At 40.2% G+C, this 17,204-nt stretch carries 15 protein-coding genes; 6 read left to right on the top strand and 9 right to left on the bottom strand.

Features of this window, described 5'->3' with window-relative positions:
* Window positions 1–1,008: a LacI family DNA-binding transcriptional regulator gene (locus SJY38_RS08950; protein WP_286744578.1), complete on the bottom strand. Its 1,008-nt coding sequence runs from the start codon at window positions 1,006–1,008 to the stop codon at window positions 1–3.
* Window positions 1,009–2,283 (bottom strand): histidinol dehydrogenase, encoded by a 1,275-nt coding sequence (hisD, locus tag SJY38_RS08945; protein ID WP_024033719.1) that lies wholly within the window; start codon window positions 2,281–2,283, stop codon window positions 1,009–1,011.
* Between the two features lie 129 nt (window positions 2,284–2,412).
* On the opposite strand from hisD, the gene SJY38_RS08940 reads away from it, so the two are divergent.
* Together SJY38_RS08940 and SJY38_RS08935 are read left to right on the top strand one after the other, a co-directional pair.
* The gene (locus tag SJY38_RS08940; protein WP_024033718.1) at window positions 2,413–3,153 is read left to right on the top strand and encodes an SDR family NAD(P)-dependent oxidoreductase; all 741 of its coding nucleotides are present in this window, start codon (window positions 2,413–2,415) and stop codon (window positions 3,151–3,153) included.
* Window positions 3,154–3,171: 18 nt separating this feature from the next.
* Window positions 3,172–4,170 (top strand): cupin domain-containing protein, encoded by a 999-nt coding sequence (locus SJY38_RS08935; RefSeq protein ID WP_289053756.1) that lies wholly within the window; start codon window positions 3,172–3,174, stop codon window positions 4,168–4,170.
* 29 nt (window positions 4,171–4,199) lie between these two features.
* Here SJY38_RS08935 and SJY38_RS08930 read toward each other — a convergent pair whose 3' ends face one another.
* Window positions 4,200–5,084, bottom strand: coding sequence for a DMT family transporter (locus SJY38_RS08930; RefSeq protein ID WP_286741793.1), 885 nt, complete (start codon window positions 5,082–5,084; stop codon window positions 4,200–4,202).
* A gap of 105 nt (window positions 5,085–5,189) precedes the next feature.
* Here SJY38_RS08930 and SJY38_RS08925 point away from each other — a divergent pair, with 105 nt between their 5' ends.
* Complete coding sequence (locus SJY38_RS08925; protein ID WP_377109631.1) at window positions 5,190–5,714, top strand: sel1 repeat family protein; 525 nt, start codon at window positions 5,190–5,192, stop codon at window positions 5,712–5,714.
* Between the two features lie 2 nt (window positions 5,715–5,716).
* On the opposite strand, the gene rsmS is transcribed toward SJY38_RS08925, so the two are convergent.
* The 6 genes from rsmS to dinG are packed head-to-tail and all read right to left on the bottom strand — an operon-like array spanning window position 5,717 to window position 10,540.
* Complete coding sequence (gene rsmS / locus SJY38_RS08920) at window positions 5,717–5,869, bottom strand: pleiotropic regulatory protein RsmS (protein WP_024033713.1); 153 nt, start codon at window positions 5,867–5,869, stop codon at window positions 5,717–5,719.
* On the bottom strand, window positions 5,853–6,134 hold the full coding sequence (locus SJY38_RS08915; protein WP_004585951.1) for a late competence development ComFB family protein: 282 nt from the start codon (window positions 6,132–6,134) through the stop codon (window positions 5,853–5,855). Before SJY38_RS08915 ends, rsmS begins: the two co-directional genes overlap by 17 nt.
* Before the next feature lie 49 nt (window positions 6,135–6,183).
* The gene (locus tag SJY38_RS08910; RefSeq protein ID WP_377109629.1) at window positions 6,184–7,080 is read right to left on the bottom strand and encodes a histone deacetylase; all 897 of its coding nucleotides are present in this window, start codon (window positions 7,078–7,080) and stop codon (window positions 6,184–6,186) included.
* Window positions 7,080–7,688: a primosomal replication protein gene (locus SJY38_RS08905; protein ID WP_377109628.1), complete on the bottom strand. Its 609-nt coding sequence runs from the start codon at window positions 7,686–7,688 to the stop codon at window positions 7,080–7,082. Before SJY38_RS08905 ends, SJY38_RS08910 begins: the two co-directional genes overlap by 1 nt.
* The gene (locus SJY38_RS08900; RefSeq protein ID WP_096739873.1) at window positions 7,689–8,465 is read right to left on the bottom strand and encodes a TSUP family transporter; all 777 of its coding nucleotides are present in this window, start codon (window positions 8,463–8,465) and stop codon (window positions 7,689–7,691) included.
* A complete protein-coding gene (gene dinG / locus SJY38_RS08895) occupies window positions 8,465–10,540 on the bottom strand; it encodes an ATP-dependent DNA helicase DinG (RefSeq protein WP_377109627.1) in 2,076 nt (691 codons plus the stop codon). The genes SJY38_RS08900 and dinG overlap by 1 nt, the downstream gene beginning before the upstream one ends.
* 232 nt (window positions 10,541–10,772) lie before the next feature.
* Between dinG and SJY38_RS08890 the strand changes: the two genes are divergently transcribed.
* The 3 genes from SJY38_RS08890 to SJY38_RS08880 all read left to right on the top strand — a co-directional run bounded on the left by SJY38_RS08890 (window position 10,773) and on the right by SJY38_RS08880 (window position 16,919).
* Window positions 10,773–13,115: a DNA polymerase II gene (locus SJY38_RS08890; protein WP_377109626.1), complete on the top strand. Its 2,343-nt coding sequence runs from the start codon at window positions 10,773–10,775 to the stop codon at window positions 13,113–13,115.
* A 245-nt stretch (window positions 13,116–13,360) separates the two neighbouring features.
* Window positions 13,361–15,982, top strand: a complete 2,622-nt coding sequence (locus SJY38_RS08885) for a TonB-dependent receptor domain-containing protein (RefSeq protein ID WP_064386740.1) — start codon at window positions 13,361–13,363, stop codon at window positions 15,980–15,982.
* A 67-nt stretch (window positions 15,983–16,049) separates the two neighbouring features.
* A complete protein-coding gene (locus tag SJY38_RS08880) occupies window positions 16,050–16,919 on the top strand; it encodes a class I SAM-dependent methyltransferase (protein ID WP_377109625.1) in 870 nt (289 codons plus the stop codon).
* Window positions 16,920–17,204: the final 285 nt, after the last annotated feature.

Below are 17,204 nucleotides of genomic sequence, written 5' to 3'. Positions count from 1 at the left end.
TTAACGTTTTTTAATAGAGTTCCCTTCAATTAATGAACCAGTAAATACCCGAACTTCTGCAGCCGCTTGAGGGTTTTCAATGCGCTCCATTAAAATATCAACAGCGGCTTTAGTAAGCTGTTTCATTGGCTGTTGTACTGTGGTTATTTGATAGTTGTACCACGAGGAGGCATTAATACCATCAAATCCTACAACCGACATGTCGTCGGGCACTTTAATGCAAAAGTTTTCTTTTAGTTCATCAATTACGCCAATTGCCATAGCGTCATTACTGCATATTATGGCATCGGGCTTGGGGTATTTTTTTAACCATTTTTTAAGTGCGTCGCGTGCCGATTTATACCCATAATCACCATAAATAACCGGCGTGTCTTTAACGCCTAGGGTTTGTAAATAATTTTCGGCTATTTCTCTGCGCTCGTTTGCAACATCTGAGTCGGTAGGGCCGGAGATAATTAAATACGATTTATGGTTAGCTTCGTGTAATAAATCAATTAACTGTTTAATGCCTTTGTCGTGATTACAGCAAACGGTGTTTGCATTCGACTCAGGCACATGGCGGTTATAAAGCACAATAGGCGTACTGTGTTTAGCAAATAAGTTTAAGCTTTTACTATCAAAGTGAGCAGCTAGGGCAATTACACCATCAACCTGAAAGGTCCATATGTTTTCGAGTAATTCATCTAGCTCTTCTGCGTTATCAAGTGTAAAGAGCAGCACACGTTTATTGTGCAGTGCCAGCTCTCTGTTTAGCTCAGAAAGCACCTCTGGGTAATTCAGGTTTGCTTGCGATGACAATATAACCGCAACCATACCCGATTGCTTGGTGATCAACATACGGGCAATAGCATTCGGGCGATAGCCCATTTCATTGGCCGTTGCGATTACTTTTTCACGGGTTTTTTTAGACACACTAAAACCAGGTCTAAAAACACGTGATACCGCCGATTGCGATACGCCCGCTACACGGGCAACATCGTATGAGGTGACTCTTTTTTGCTTCAAGATTTACTTCCTATATCGTCTTACACGAATGTCTGCTTGTTCTTTGTGGCCTGCGAACCCTTCTGCAGCACATAATCGTGAACAATACTCACCAACAACCACCGAGGCTTGCTCTGTTACTTGCTGAAAAGTACATGTTTTTATGAATTTTCCTACCCATAGTCCGCCAGTATAGCGCGCAGCTTTACCTGTGGGTAGTGTATGATTTGTACCAATACATTTATCACCATACGAAACATTAGTTTGCGGACCTAAAAATAAAGCGCCAAAGTTTTGCATGTTCTCTTTAAAGTAATCGGTATTGCTGGTCATCACTTGCACGTGTTCAAACGCTAAGTCGTTAGCAACTTGCAGCATTTCTTCGTAGGTGTCACATACAATTACTTCACCGTGATCTTCCCATGCTACGCCTGCAATATCGGCAGTGGGTAAAATAGTAAGCTGCCTTTGCACCTCAGCGATTGTATCTTTAGCTAGTTGCTCTGAGTTGGTAAGTAAAATAGCCGGTGAAGTCGGGCCGTGCTCTGCTTGGCCGAGTAAATCTGCCGCACATAGCTCGCCATCTACACTGTCATCGGCAATAACGAGGGTTTCGGTAGGCCCGGCAAATAAATCAATACCAACACGGCCAAATAGCTGACGTTTTGCTTCGGCCACAAACGCGTTACCTGGGCCAACTATCATATCTACCGGCGCAATAGTTTGTGTACCAATTGCCATTGCAGCTACCGCTTGCACGCCGCCTAAACAATAAATTTCATCAGCACCGGCCATATCCATCGCGACTACAATTTCAGGTGATGGCTTGCCATTAAACGGTGGAGCCATGGCTATTACGCGTTTAACACCCGCTACTTTAGCGGTTAATACGCTCATGTGCGCAGAGGCTAATAGCGGGTATTTACCACCTGGCACATAACAGCCTACGCTATCCATAGCGATATGTTTATGACCAAGGGTTACGCCCGGAAGAGTTTCTACCTCTACGTCTTTCATTGAGTCACGTTGTATTTGTGCAAAATTACGTACTTGGCTTTGCGCCCACTTAATATCGTTAATTAATTGCTCATCAAGTTGTGTATAGCAGGCTTTAATTTCGTCTTCTGAAAGTTTGAAAGACTCCGGAGTCCAGTTGTCGAACTTTTCAGAGTACTCACGAATGGCTGCGTCACCTTCGGTTTCAACATGCGCTAAAATATTCTCTACAATATCTCTTACTGATTGATTTTGTTTTTGTTTTGAGTCAATTGGTTGACCCTTTTTTAAATGCTTTATCATTGCTAGTGTCCTTAGTGAGTCGTTGTTATATACACATTTGATGAGACGTATTGGTTAAATAATGTCTTGCATCTAACTGCACTCTAATTAATAATGACTTCGAATGCAATATAGAATTTAGGTGAACAAATGGGATTTGATAAAACGCTTTTAGTGGGTAAAACCATTTTAGTGACAGGTGCAGGCAAAGGTATTGGTAAAGCATGCGTAGAAAAATGCGTAGATGCAGGGGCTCAAGTTATTGCAGTAGCACGTACCCTCAGTGATTTACAAACATTACAGAAATACGCGCCTGAGCAAATAGAAATTTGGCCGCTAGATATAAATAGCGATGCTTTTTTTGAGCGTTTAAAGGCGCTAAAAACACTTGATGGGCTGTTAAATAACGCTGGTATAAATCGGGTTGCGCCAATGCTTGAGCAAACAGATGAAAATATTGATGACGTAATTGCGATGAATATTCGCAGCGTTTACAAAATTAGCCAAGCGGCACTGCCAGCGCTAATAAATTCTGGCGCTGGGGCGGTGGTTAATATGTCGTCGCAAATGGGGTTTGTAGGTTCACCTAAACGTACTTTGTATTGCATGAGCAAACATGCGGTAGAGGGGTTGAGCAAAGCAATGGCGGTTGAACTTGCCGATAAAAATGTGCGCGTGAACACCGTAGCCCCCACCTTTGTAGAAACCCCAATGACCAAACCCATGCTAGAAGATGCGACGTTTAAGCAGTTTGTTTACGACATGATCCCACTGAAAAAAATTGCCCAAACCGATGATATTGCCAATGCTTGTGTGTTTTTACTAAGCGGCCTTTCGGCAATGATCACAGGTACAAGTATTAAAATTGATGGCGGTTGGACCGCACAGTAACCAATTTAGGAGAGAGTAATGAGTGTATTTGCAGATAGGTTAGTACGATACGATGATTTAATTGCGTGTAAAAATGCCTTTATTGATACACGCTCGCCGGGGAGCGATCAAAAAGAAAACTTTACAATTATTGGCCCAGGCGTTGCCGAAAACCCAAATCAACATGTGCATATTTCTATTCCTCATGGGTTTAATATTGGTGGTGCGCGCCAACCTGCAGGGTGTTTAAATTCGCAGCATAGCCATTTAACTGAAGAAATTTTTGTAGTACACAGTGGTACGTGGGCTTTTTACACTGGTGTTGACGGTAAAGATGCCAAGGTAATTTTAAATGAAGGCGATATTATTTCGATCCCGATGGATATATTTAGAGGGTTTGAAAATGTTGGTGACGGCGTAGGCTATTTATATGCGGTACTTGGAAGTGATAACCCAGGTAGAGTACTTTGGGCTCCGCAAGTATTTGATATGGCAAAAGAATACGGACTAATTTTGCTAGAAAATGGCAGCTTAGTAGATACCACGTTAAATGAAACCATTCCCGACGGCGTAAAGCCAATGGCCGTGACCAGCCAAGAGCAAATAGCGCAGCACAGAGTAATAACCGATGAAGAGCTGGCACAAACAGTGGTTAAAGCCAGCAACTTTAACTGGAATAAACGCTCGTACCTTAGCCAGTTTGATGGCGTATATGAAGCGCCATTAGTCGGTAATTTAAACGCCAAAACATGTATTCAAACACAACTAAATTGGCCTCATGGCTTTAATATTTCTGCGTTAAAGTTACAACCTGATGCACAGGTTGCGCCTCATATTCGCTTTGAAGAAGAGGTTATATTTGTTCATCAAGGAAGCGTAACAATCGACTTAGGTGATGAAGTATTAACGCTTAACCAAGGTGATACTTTTTCAGTGCCTATTGAGCACGTAAGAGCCTATAGCAATAATAGACAAACCGACTGTGTGCTTTATATAACGCGCCGCCACGACGCGCCAAAAGACCCACAATTTGTTTAAACTTTAATGCCATATAAAATTTAAGGCACTTAGCTTGCTTTAGCTAAGTGCTTTTTTCGTGGTAAAAAACCAGTAACCAACATAGTGCCCACAATAACAAATAATGCGCCGAGTAACGTGTTTGGCCCTATTTGCTCATCTAAAATTAAATGCCCCCAAAAAATGCCAAATAGCGGAATTAAAAACGTGACCGTTAAAGCTGAGGTTGGGCCTATATCGTCAATAAGTTTAAAAAATAAAATATAAGCAAGTGCGGTACACACCACGCCAAGTGCTAATACGCTAAGCATAACGTTGGTACTAGGTACTTCGCGCATTGGCATAAAAAGTATAAGGGGCAGTACTATAAAGCTGGCTGCCCACATAGAGCCGTGTGCGTTATCGAACGGAGCAAGCTTTGGGGCATTTTTTGTATAATGGGATGCAATGGCATAACACAGGGAGGCGCTTAGCGCTGCTGCAATAGCAATAAGTGACTGACTATTCAATACAAAATGATTTTGCCCAACTAAAATTGCCACGCCTATTAAACCCAACAGCAAACCTAACACCATGCTTTTAGTCGGTTTGGTTTTGCTCCAAATTATACCCACCACCGCGCCCCATATGGGCGTTGTAGAATTTAAAATAGATAAAGTAGAGGCGCTAATCGTTTGCGCGGCATAAGCAAACAGTAAAAAGGGTAGGGCGGAGTTAAGTGCGCCAATTATAAAAAAGTGCTTTGTGTGCTTAGTAAACGCCAAGCGGCGTTTTAAGTACAGCGCCACAATAAAGAGGGTGAGTGCGGCAAAGCCAACTCTAAACTCTATTAACACTGCTGGGCCTAAGCTGTTTGCTGCCATTCGCATAAATAAAAATGACGCGCCCCAAATTGCAGCCAGAAAAAATAACCGAAGTAAACTTGCTAAGCTCATGATAGTATTTTAATTATACAAATTAATTTACAGAGTAACAGGCTTTGCATTAACTGTAAGCCAGATTCGGTACTCGCATATAAAAATAATAAAAAAGGAATAGTCATGAGCCGATATTTACTGATCACAGCAATAATGGGAGTGGGTTTATTAAGTGGCTGTGGGTCTACGCCTATTAATTTATACGATGACATAACCATGAAAAAACATGAGTACAATGGCATAAAAGCGTATAAAAAAGGTGATTATAAACAAGCTTTTATGTACCTAAAAGACCCTGCAGCACTTGGCTATAAAAGCGCGCAATACACATTGTCGTTTATGTTTTTAAAAGGGCAGTACTTAACACAATCTACTAACATGGGTATGGGGTGGCTAGGCGTTGCAAAAGAGGCTGGCGTTGAAAGTTGGCAGGCGCAATATAATACCTTTTATAACGCGGCCAGTTCGGCGCAACAGCTTAAAATAGACGAAACCGTTGCGTTGTACATAAGCCAATATGGTAGTAAAGCACAAAAAATGACGTGCCGTCGCTCAACAACCCCAAGACGCACGTTTGGCGAGATTAAAATTGATTGTAACAAACACGAGGGCACTGTGACTAAATACGAAGTGCAAACAAAAGAGTAATGCTAAGCGGTGGCTTGTTTTTGTTCAAAGTCACTTTTTACAATTTCGAGCGCTTTTAATACATCCTCTGGAGCAACCTCGTGCTGCTCCAAAAGCATAATTAAATCTACTGCCAGTTTTACATGTGTAGGGGCGTTATCAAGTGGGCTGGTCATCTAAATCTTTCTTTTTTGAAATTTGGCTAATAGCAACGTCTATAGCGGTTTGTACGCGCTCTTCCATGTGAATACGTTCACTTTGTGGTAAATAAAAGGCCATATCTACATCGTATCTAATATAACGTGGCGGCAATTGATTAAGTACCGTGCAACAAAAATCGGCCATTACATCTTCACTGTAAACTTTATCTAGTTTACGTTTAATGATTTCTTCAACCACAATTTTTTCGTAAAAGTTATGTATGTCGTCGTGCAGTCGCATCGTGCTAGCGCCTTTTATAGAGTCCGTTTATTTGAGTGTATACTAAGCACTAAAATAAATCGATAGCAGCTTTAAATAGTTGTTTATGAACATTAATTAACGCATTTAAATTACGCTGATAACCGCCACCTAAAGCGCACATAAGAGGGATGTTATGGGCTTTGCAGTAGTTAACAATAAAATAATCGCGCGCATAAACCCCTTCAAGCGATACGTTAAATAACCCTAGCTCGTCTTTTTCGTAAATATCAGCCCCTGCGTTATATAAAATAATGTCGGGGTTATGAATACGCACGCAAAATTCGAGGGCTTGTTTTAACGTTATTAAGTACTCGGTATCTGATGTGTTGGCAGGTAGGGCGAAGTCGTAATCGGAGTGTTGCTTTAAGCGCGGAAAATTTTGCTCGCAGTGAATAGAGCAAGTAACTATAGCGTTATTATGTTGCGTAATTTGTGCTGTGCCATCGCCTTGGTGTACATCACAATCAAATATTAATATGGTATCGGCTTGGTTTGTATTGATTAAATGCGCGCCAGCCACAGCTAAGTCGTTAAAAATACAAAAGCCACTGCCGTAATCGCTATATGCATGATGATAGCCACCACTTAAATTAGCGCAAAAACCATGTTTTAGTGCGTATTCGCTACCTTGAATACTTGCCCCAACCGAAAGTAGCGTACGCTCTACTAATTCGCGTGAATACGGGAAACCCATTTTTTTAATTGCTTTATTACTGAGCGTGGCGTTTAAAAAATCATTTATGTAGCCTTGGCTATGGCACAGTGCAAGCTGCTCGGGCGTTGCTTTGGTTGGTGTACTAAACTGTGTAGCCCCAAAGCCCAAACCTTCTATTTCTGCTTTTAGCATTTGGTATTTTTGAATAGGAAAACGGTGGCGCTCAGGAAGCGTTAAATCACTGTAAAGCGGGTGGTAAAAAAGCTGCATTAGCGTAATTGTTGTTTTTCGACTTGTTGAATTTTATCTTCGGTGGCCGAAATAGCTTTACGACAACGGCCTAAACGCGCATGCGTGGTTAAAATTTCCATATTAAGTTTTTGCGCTTGCGCTGGGCTGGCTTTTTCCATTTGTAGTTTACGCTCTTCAATCATTAACACTAAGCGTCGTTCAAACTCATGGTTTTGTTTAAGCTCGTCGTATAGCTCGTGCGACGATTGCATTATTTTTTTTACGGCTTGCTTATAAACCGTATTTTTTGGCCTAGGTTTGTACTGGCTTTTATTTTCTTTTGCCCAGATGGGGGTCGATTTAATAACACTAAATACAGCTTGTACTTGATTACCTATGCGCTCGAGTGCATAAGCATAAGCATGGCGGTGACCACTTGGTGGTAAGCTGGTAATTTCGTCTTCAATTTCTGCTACGTAGTCAGTTAGGTTCATGCTTTTAGTACTAAATACGCCGCGGTCAAATAAACTAGGCTGCGCCTGCATATAGCGGTTTTTAGAAAACAACTTTGCGCTATCAAATTGCTCAGCTTGTTGTTTAAGCGTAGCAACTTGTTGGCGTAATTTATCTAACGCGTGGGTTTGCATTTACAAATAAGCCTCGTAAATCAGTTTTAATGCTAGCAGTATAACCATAGTGTTAAAAACAGGGCGAATAAACTTACCGCCAAAGCGAATGGCTGAGTGAGCACCAATCCAAGCACCTAACATAATAAAAAAGCCCATGATAAGGCCTAATAAAAAGTTTACATGACCAAGTGCCACAAAGGTAATAAGCGATATAAAGTTAGATACAAAGTTCATTGAACGGGCTAAACCACAGTTAAGCAGTAAGCTCATTTTATAAAATAAACTATTAGATGCGGTCCAAAAAGTACCGGCGCCTGGGCCTGCTACGCCATCAAAAAAACCTAATGCTAAGCCCTGCAACCACTGCTTTAGTTTAAGTACTGGTGTTACTTTTGGTAAATCATCGCCCTGTGTGGTGCTTAAACTACCAAACAAGCTATAACAGGCCACCATAATAATAATGATAGGCAAAAGCTTATTTAAAAATTCAATACTTAAGTGATCGACTATTAACGTACCAATCACAGCGCCTATGGCTGTAGCAAAAATGGAGTTTGCCCAAAATTTAGGACTAAATAGATTTTTTTTATAATACGTGTAGCTGGCCGTTAATGAGCCAAAGCTTGCCGCAAGCTTGTTGGTGCCAAGCGTTACATGCGGTGGCAAGCCTGCGGTGAGTAGTGCAGGGACTGTTAATAAGCCACCGCCGCCGGCAATTGCATCAATAAAGCCAGCAGCAAGGGCCGCGGCACATAAAACTGCCAATGTTGTGGGATCTAAAGCAAGTTCAAACATTAATAATCTATTTGTCTTTTAAAAGGTGGTAAGGTGTCGAGCATGGCTTTGCCGTAGCGCTTGGTAATTAAGCGTCTATCGAGAATAGTTATACGGCCTTCATCGCTCTCTTTTCGCAGCAGTCTACCACAGCTTTGTACCAATTTCTTTGCTGCATCGGGCACCGTAATAGACAAAAACGGATTACCGCCTTTACTTTGTACAAATTCGGCTTGGGCTTCTTCTATTGGTGATGTAGGTACTGCAAACGGTATTTTTGTAATTATTAAGTTTTCTAAATATTTACCAGGTAAATCAAGCCCTTCTGAGAGGCTTTGCGTACCAAATAAAATACTACCTTTACCGCTATCAATATTTTGGGTGTGTTTTTTTAATAATGCCTCGCGCGACATTTCGCCTTGCACTAATAAGTTAAAACCTTTTGTTCTAAGAAACTTAGCCACATGGTCCATTTGCCAGTACGAGGCAAACAACACCAAATTAGCTTTTTTTGTATTTAAGTACTCAGGCAAAGTTTGCGCTATATGGTCACTAAATGCTTTGTCGGTTGGCTCAATTTTACTTACCGGGATACGCAAAGTTGCTTGTTTAGGGTAATCAAACGGAGAGGGCACTTTAATAAATTTAACGCCTTCTTCTTTTGCTAATCCGCTTTCATAGGCAAAGTGGTCAAACGAACCGAGAGCACTTAAAGTCGCCGAGCATAGTACCGCCCCTGCGCATTCATTCCATAGTTTGTCTTTTAAGTAGTAGCCAACCTCGATAGGGCAATCACTTAATAGGTGATCGTGATGGTTTTTATATTCTAAACGTTTGATCCACCTTGCGTGAGGTGTGCCTTCGCCTTTATTTGCATAGCTATACCACAGCTTATTTAATTGCTCTAAGCGGTTTATATAGTGTCCGCTTTCGGCTAAGACAGGGTCGGCAACGTAGGGTTTTATATCGCCATCGCTTACATCTTGAGTGAGGGTATCGTGCATTTTATTTAAACAACGCAGTGCATCTAGTGTGGCGTCACTTATATCTTTAGCTTTGTTGTGCAATGATTTTGGTATTTCGCCATGCTCAAAACGGTATGTGTCGTCTTTTGAGTATTCAAAGTCGGCATTATCAAGAATATCACGCACCACTTTTAAGTCTTTATTCGCATCGTTGATGCTATCGCACAATTTGAAATTTTGACCAATGGCTTTTTGACCCACTAATACCTTAGACATTTTGCCACTAAATTTGGTGAGCTTATCGAGCCAATCAATGGTGCCTTTAATAGTGGCCGCTGCCGATGAAAAGTCGCGGGTAATATGCGCAAGGTGGTGCGCTTCATCTATTACATAAATGGTGTTATCGGGTTCGGGTAAAATTTTACCGCCCCCTAAATCCAAATCTGCCAGTAGCAGTGAGTGGTTAATAACAAGCACATCCATTTGCATAAGCTGATTACGGGCAAGCTGAAACGGGCAGGTTTGATGGGCTTTCATTTGGCGCTGGCAAGCGTGCTTATCGCATGCGATTAAGTTCCACACTTTATCGGGTATGGTGTCGGCCCAACTATCTCTGTCGCCTTGCCATTTTTTATTTACATAGGCATCGTAAAGACCTTTTAAGCATTTAGTTTCCATATCACTTAGCGGCGAGGTAAGTGTGGGGATAAACTCCATTTGCGTTTGGCTATCGCCATTAACAGCGTTATGTAATTTATGGGCACATATATAGCGTTGCCTACCTTTTACTAGGTCAAACTTAAAGTCGAGCCCTGAGTGTTTTTTAAAAAAAGGCAGCTCTTTTGCTATTAATTGCTCTTGTAGGGCCACGGTAGCAGTAGATATAACCAGCTTCTTTTTTTGAGCAAGGGCAAGCGGTAACGCGCCCAAACAATAAGCAAGTGATTTACCAGTCCCTGTGCCAGCCTCAATAACACATATTCGCTGTTTTTTATGGTATTCGCCAGCCAGTGTTTTTGCTATTTCGGCAACAAGGTAGTTTTGGCTACTGCGTGGGCGGTAATCAGTAAGGTTACTAGCCACATGCTGGTGTACTTGCCTAATTGTTTTTTTTAGTTGGTCAGAAAGCATGGGGAGATAAACCTAAAATATGTATATAATTACAGTGTATGGATTTTAGAGTTATAACCGTGTAACTACAAGCAAGGATGAAATTAATTTAGTAAATTAATGCGGCGATTTTTTAAGTTTATAAATTACTCCCTATTATGGCCTGTTTATATTTTGAGGTTGAACAATTTTCAATCCTTAACGCTCATGGCCCTAAAGTAGAAAAACAAAATATAAGTAAGGTTTATTGATAGTGTATTTAACATCTGGTTTTGTACTTTCTGCACAAGCGCACGATAGCGCTCAGGGTTTACAATATGAAATTTGGTTTGCTACCGATAATGGACCAATAAAGACAATTTCTGAGAATGAGACCGCACTATTTTTTATAAAAAACTCAGATACAAAAGCAGCTAAAGCCATTTTATCTGCCGAATCACTAAACTTTTTAATTAAACCTCTTTCACTTAAAAATTTTCAGCAGCAAGATATGTGTGGCTGTTACTTTTACTCACTCAAACACTTTTATAGCGCGAGCAAAGCGTTAAAAAGTCGCGGTATTACACTTTATGAAGATGAAATAAGGCCCATTGAGCGTTATTTAATGGAGCGCTTTATTAAAGGCGGGGCGTGGATCACGGGTAAACGAGTGGATCATGCACATTACACTGAAATTTTAGATGCTAAATTAAAAACCAACGCTGACTATACGCCTGTGCTTTCTAAGTTGTCACTTGATATAGAGTGCAATGAAAGTGGCGTGTTATTTTCTATTGGCTTGGTAGGCTGTGGTTTAGATTGCGTAATCATGATTGGAGAGCCTGAGCATCACGAACCAGTGATTGGTTATACTATTATATGGTGCGAAGACGAGGTTGCACTATTACAGCAACTTGTAACACTTATTAAGCAGTGCGACCCTGATATTATTATTGGGTGGAATGTTATTGAGTTTGATTTTGCAGTTATTTATGAGCGCTCTGTGGCACTTGGGGTAAAACTATTACTAGGAAGAGGAAACCTTCCTTTATATGTTCGAAAAGGCCATTTTACACGGGTTTCTATTCCCGGGCGCTGTGTAATTGATGGCATTGATACTCTAAAAAATGCCACTTATAGTTTTGAAACTTTTTCACTTGCTAATGTAGCTAAAGAAATTTTAGGCGAGTCTAAATTAATTGAATCTAGTAACAGCTTACAAGAAATTATTCGTCAATTTAATGAAGATAAAATCGCGCTTGCTAACTACAATCGCCAAGACTGCATACTCGTTAATAAAATCTTCGATAAGCTAAAACTTCTCGATTTTGCTGTTATTCGCACACAATTAACAGGCCTTGAGCTGGAAAAACGCGGCGGCTCAGTGGCGGCTTTTGTAAACATGTATTTGCCTTTATTACATCGCAGCGGTTATGTAGCACCTAATATGGGCGACCATGGGCTGACGTTTGAAAGCCCAGGTGGTTATGTTATGGAGTCGGTACCGGGGCTGTATAAAAATGTCATAGTGCTTGATTTTAAAAGCCTGTACCCCAGTATTATGCAAACCTTTTATATAGACCCGCTTGGACTAATAGAAGGGATTGAAAACCCTGAAAATAGTATTGAAGGTTTTAATAACGCATTGTTTTCAAGAGAGCAGCACCATTTACCAGCGCTTATAAAAAGCCTAGCGCTACAGCGCCAGCGGGCAAAAGATAATCACGATTTAATGCTATCCCAAGCGATTAAAATAATAATGAACAGTTTATATGGTGTATTAGGCTCACAAGGCTGTCGTTTTTATGACCCTCGACTCTCAAGCTCTATTACTTTGCGTGGTCATGAAATAATGCTGCAAACTAAAAAGTGGATTGAAGAGCAAGGTTATAGTGTTATTTACGGAGATACAGATTCGACCTTTGTAAAACTAACGGATGATTTAAGTGTTGAGGCCTGTAATAAAATAGGTAAACAGTTAGCTAAACACATAAACACATTGTGGCAGCAAAACATACACGCTAAACATAATTTAACTAGCCATTTAGAAATAGAGTTTGAATCGCTTTACAGCCCATTCTTTTTACCCACCATAAGAGGTAAAAGCGTGGGGTCTAAAAAACGCTATGTGGGGCAGTTAATAAAGCCGGATGAATCAAAATTGGTTTTTAAAGGCTTAGAAACCGTAAGAAGTGACTGGACTAGACTGGCTCAACAGTTTCAATTTGATTTATTTACCCTCCTTTTTGATCAACCAGAGCAAATAAATGACCTTGTACACGATTACATTAGTAAACTTTTACGTGGCGAATTTGATCATTTGCTGGTTTTTAAAAAACGTTTAGGTCAAAACTTAACCGACTATCAAAAAAATATCCCTCCACATGTGCAAGCAGTAAAAAAGTTTCAGAAACAAAATAGTGAATTTACGCTAAAAAGAGGTGAATTTGTTACATTTGTTTACACAACCCACGGTGTTGAGCTGTATCAAGGGCTGCATAGCTACGACTACCCATTGTATATAGACAAACAAATTGTACCTTTATTAGAAATGGTTACGCAATTTGTTAACGTTAACGTAAACAGTTTCGAGCTAAAACAGTTCGAACTATTCTAACTTGTACCTATTAATGCAATTTTTGATTACATAATCTACGCTTTAGCTTTATTTTTGTACAGTTATTCCTCATCCAAGCTAAAAAACAATAAAAAACCCTTTTTTAATTAATATTTGGTTAACAGTAGTTGGCTTTTAGATATTTTTTGTTTAGTATTTGGTTTAGTCGCTGTTAACAAACTGTGACAACAAAAAATAATTAAATAATAGTCGCTTCTAACAAGTGGTGACCCAGGGAGAATCAAATGTTAAATAATAAAGTTTCAAAGGCAGTTCGCTTAGCGATTGCATTTGGTGCAGTATCAACAGCTGCATTTTCGTCAAGTTCATTTGCTGCAGAAGAAGAGTCTGCAGAGAAAGTAGAACGCATCCAAGTAACTGGTTCACGTATCAAACGTACAGATTTAGAGGGTGCTTCTCCGGTAGTATCTATTACTTCTGCTGATATCAAGCTAGAAGGTGACTACACAGTTGCAGATGCACTACGTTCTAGTTCATTAAACTCATTCGGTTCGTTCTCAGAGCGTTCTGGTAGCTCAGCACAATCTCAAGCAACTATCAATTTACGTGGTGCTGGCTCACGTCGTACTTTAGTACTTTTAAATGGCCGCCGCTTCCCAGGTTCACCAACATTAGGTGGTGCTTCTGCTAACCTTAATGCTATTCCAATGGCTGCTGTTGAACGTATCGATATCATGACTGAAGGTGCATCTTCTATTTATGGTTCTGATGCAATGGCAGGTGTTGTTAACGTAATTATGAAAGAGAACTTTGAAGGTTTAACTTTCAACATTGGCGCGGGTCACCGTGACCAAGATGAAGGTACTACTTCTACAGAGTTTTCTGTAGTTGGTGGTGTTTCAAACGATAAAGGTAACATTACATTCTCTTTCGATCACCAATCTCGTAAAGGTATTTCAGATGCTGACCGTGACTACACTAAAGCTCAGCTTGGTGATTTAGACGGTGATGGCGACATTGAAGCTTACACTGCAGATACTGTAGGTTGGTCATACTTTGGCGCTACTGTACTTTCACCTGATTTTTCTACAGCGTCAGCTTCACTTTTATGTGATGATTTAATCTCTGAATACGGTGAAGATACTTTCCGCCGCGTTGATGCAAACGAAGATTGGGGCCCAGGTTCTGAGTACTGTATGTATGCATTCGCTAATGTATCTTACAACACAGCATCAATTGACCGTAACACATTATATGTTAGTGCTAACTACGAGCTAACAGACGACATAGAGTTCTTTGCTCAAACAATGTTTGTACAAAACTCTTCATTTGGTCGTTACGCTCCACCGGCTGCAGCATGGGAAAACATGGCAGCTGATAACCCGCATAACCCATACGGTGAAGACGGTGCATATGGTTTATTCCGTTGGGTAGGTATTGGTACACGTGATGGTAACGTAGATGATTACAACCAAGATTTAACAGCTGGTTTACGTGGTGACTTAGATTGGAACAACGCTTCTTGGGAAGTTTACTACCACCACAATAAAGCAGATAACAAATCTGTAGGTGAGTACTACCTTTCTTACAGTGGTTTAGCATACAACGAAGCTAACGATATCGATTTAGGCTCTGATGAAGGCATTGCCAACATGAAGTCGACTACGTTACAAAACTCAGGCTCTACTTTTGACCAATACTTTGCTGGTTTAGGTTTTGACTTATTTGAACTACCAGGTGGTGCTGTTGCTCACTATGTAGGTGTTGAATATTTTGAACAAACTTACGAAGATATTTACGATGGTCAATCTGAAGCTGGCTTAATCGGTGGCTCTGCTGGTAACTCTTCAATGGGTGACCGTGATGTGACAGCTGTTTTCTTCGAATCAGTACTACCAGTTTCTGATACAGTAGAAGTGAACTTAAAAGCTCGTTACGATGATTACTCTGACTTTGGTGACAACGTTGCTCCAGCAGTATCTGCTCGCTGGCAGGTTGCTGATAACGTAGTGATTCGTGGTTCTTACTCTGAGTCGTTCCGTGCACCAGGCCTTGATTTACTTAATGCAGCACGTACATTCTCTGCTGAATCTGCAATCGATTATAATAACGGTTCTACTACATCACGTCAGTACAACACATACTATACTCAGAACTCAGAGCTTGAGGCAGAGACTTCAGATTACATCAACTTAGGTGTGGCATGGGATGTAAACGATAACTTAAGCTTTAAGTTAGATTACTTCCAACTTTCTATTGATAATGTTATTCAGTCTAAATCTCTACAAGGCTTATTATCTGATGAGGCTGCTGGCCTAATCACTGCAGTAGGTGTTGATACAGATACGTCTGATGAAACTTTCTACCTTAAGCGCTCTGCTTCAGGTACGCTAATCGAAGCAGGTACTTCTTACTTTAACGGTGCTGGTTTTGAAATTGAAGGTTTTGATTTCACTATTAATGCAAACGTAGAGACTGATTTTGGTGACTTCCGCTTTAACAATGTTAATAGTGTAACACTTTCATACGATTCTGAAGTAGGTGGTGTTGTACAAGACACTGCTGGTTGGTCTGGCCAACCTGATCTTAAGTCAGTAGCAACAATTTCTTGGTCACTTGATGATCATACAGTATCTTGGAACTCTACTTACACAGCAAGCACGTCTGAAACTGAAGTTGATGAAGATGGCGATGGTTTCTACGAGCAATCAGGTGATTTAGATAGCTGGTTAATCCATAACTTAACTTACAGCTACAATGCAGGTCCTTACGGCGCTGTAACATTTACTGTAAGTAACTTAACTGACGAAGACCCAGTTCTTTCTTCAGCTGGTACATGGGATAACCAAGACCTTTACAACAACTTTGGTCGTGATTACCGTGTAAACTACTCAATTAGCTTCTAATATTAATTAGAAACAGGTTGATATATAGGGCTGAATTTATTCAGCCCTTTTTTTATGGGGATTTTTTATGGAAAATTATTGGAGTGAGTATTGGTCTCAAGGGTATTTAACTTCATTTGGGCAGGATATTAAGAAAAACTATACAGGCAAGCTCAAGCAGAGCTGGACAAGTTTTGCTACTGAGCTTAGTCCACAGTGTAAAATACTAGACATAGGAACAGGCAATGGTGCACTGATACAGCTTATACACGATAGTAGTAAAGATCTGCTGAGCTTTATTGGTATTGATAAAGCAACAGTGGCAAAGAGCGTTACAGGCGTGCCCGACTCTAGTATTTTATCAGATGTAAGTGCAGAGTCCTTACCTTTTGAAAATAATGAATTTGATGCGATAGTGGCTCAATTTGCAATTGAATACAGTGAGCTTTCGAAGAGCATTCCTGAATTATTTAGGGTATTAAAACCGGGTGGGTTATATCAAATTGTTTGCCACGAAATAGATTCAGATATAGTTAAACCAAATGTGCTTATATTGGAGTCTGCTGTACGTGTACGTAGTGACTTGTTAACTCCTTTAAAGCAGCTAATTGATGAGCTGAAAAAAGATGATAATGCTCAGGTTAATAGCTTGATAAAAACAATAAATAACCTTATCCAGCTTGAAAGGCAAGTACACCCTCACGCAGTTAATGGAACACGGTATCCCGACTTTTTTCAGTTTATTTTGAATAATAGAAAAATTGATTTAGAACGCGCTTATCAATTATTTACTCAAGAGCTCGAAGGGCTGATCTTTAGGTTAAGTGACTTAAAGGAAGCGGCGTTAAACTCTAAGGATATTAGCCAGTTGTTATTGTTAGGGGATAAAACATTTAAAGAGGCTTTAGTTGACTCTAATAATGAATATATCGGAACGCTTTACAAAGGACGCAAATAGCTAGCCCCATCACTCAAATTTGTTCTGTTCTGCGCATTAATAATCTAGCAGCTTTGATGGTATTCCAAAGGCCATATGAGCTGCAGCTCCCGATTCCTTTATTTTTTGGCGACTTGTTAAACATTGTTCTTGGTTACCTTTTCATTTATAAATTTTAAATTACCTTGTTAACACCTTTAAAAATGTAAATAAGTAGAAGTATTTTACGTTTTATTTTCAAAAATGCATTGTTCCGGTTATTGGTATATTCATCCTTTATTTTTTGTCCCCTTTATCGAAATAAAC

Source organism: Pseudoalteromonas sp. R86517 (assembly GCF_042466295.1).
Taxonomy (GTDB): domain Bacteria; phylum Pseudomonadota; class Gammaproteobacteria; order Enterobacterales; family Alteromonadaceae; genus Pseudoalteromonas; species Pseudoalteromonas atlantica.
Note: the sequence above shows the minus strand (reverse complement) of the source record. Positions and strands in the feature narration are given on the sequence as shown.

What these genes read in the sequence shown, in the direction of transcription:
- hisD (WP_024033719.1), bottom strand. Translation starts at nt 2,283, where the DNA reads ATGATAAAGCATTTAAAAAAGGGTCAACCAATTGACTCAAAACAAAAA.
- SJY38_RS08940 (WP_024033718.1), top strand. Translation starts at nt 2,413, where the DNA reads ATGGGATTTGATAAAACGCTTTTAGTGGGTAAAACCATTTTAGTGACA.
- SJY38_RS08935 (WP_289053756.1), top strand. Translation starts at nt 3,172, where the DNA reads ATGAGTGTATTTGCAGATAGGTTAGTACGATACGATGATTTAATTGCG.
- SJY38_RS08930 (WP_286741793.1), bottom strand. Translation starts at nt 5,084, where the DNA reads ATGAGCTTAGCAAGTTTACTTCGGTTATTTTTTCTGGCTGCAATTTGG.
- SJY38_RS08925 (WP_377109631.1), top strand. Translation starts at nt 5,190, where the DNA reads ATGAGCCGATATTTACTGATCACAGCAATAATGGGAGTGGGTTTATTA.
- rsmS (WP_024033713.1), bottom strand. Translation starts at nt 5,869, where the DNA reads ATGACCAGCCCACTTGATAACGCCCCTACACATGTAAAACTGGCAGTA.
- SJY38_RS08915 (WP_004585951.1), bottom strand. Translation starts at nt 6,134, where the DNA reads ATGCGACTGCACGACGACATACATAACTTTTACGAAAAAATTGTGGTT.
- SJY38_RS08910 (WP_377109629.1), bottom strand. Translation starts at nt 7,080, where the DNA reads ATGCAGCTTTTTTACCACCCGCTTTACAGTGATTTAACGCTTCCTGAG.
- SJY38_RS08905 (WP_377109628.1), bottom strand. Translation starts at nt 7,688, where the DNA reads ATGCAAACCCACGCGTTAGATAAATTACGCCAACAAGTTGCTACGCTT.
- SJY38_RS08900 (WP_096739873.1), bottom strand. Translation starts at nt 8,465, where the DNA reads ATGTTTGAACTTGCTTTAGATCCCACAACATTGGCAGTTTTATGTGCC.
- dinG (WP_377109627.1), bottom strand. Translation starts at nt 10,540, where the DNA reads ATGCTTTCTGACCAACTAAAAAAAACAATTAGGCAAGTACACCAGCAT.
- SJY38_RS08885 (WP_064386740.1), top strand. Translation starts at nt 13,361, where the DNA reads ATGTTAAATAATAAAGTTTCAAAGGCAGTTCGCTTAGCGATTGCATTT.
- SJY38_RS08880 (WP_377109625.1), top strand. Translation starts at nt 16,050, where the DNA reads ATGGAAAATTATTGGAGTGAGTATTGGTCTCAAGGGTATTTAACTTCA.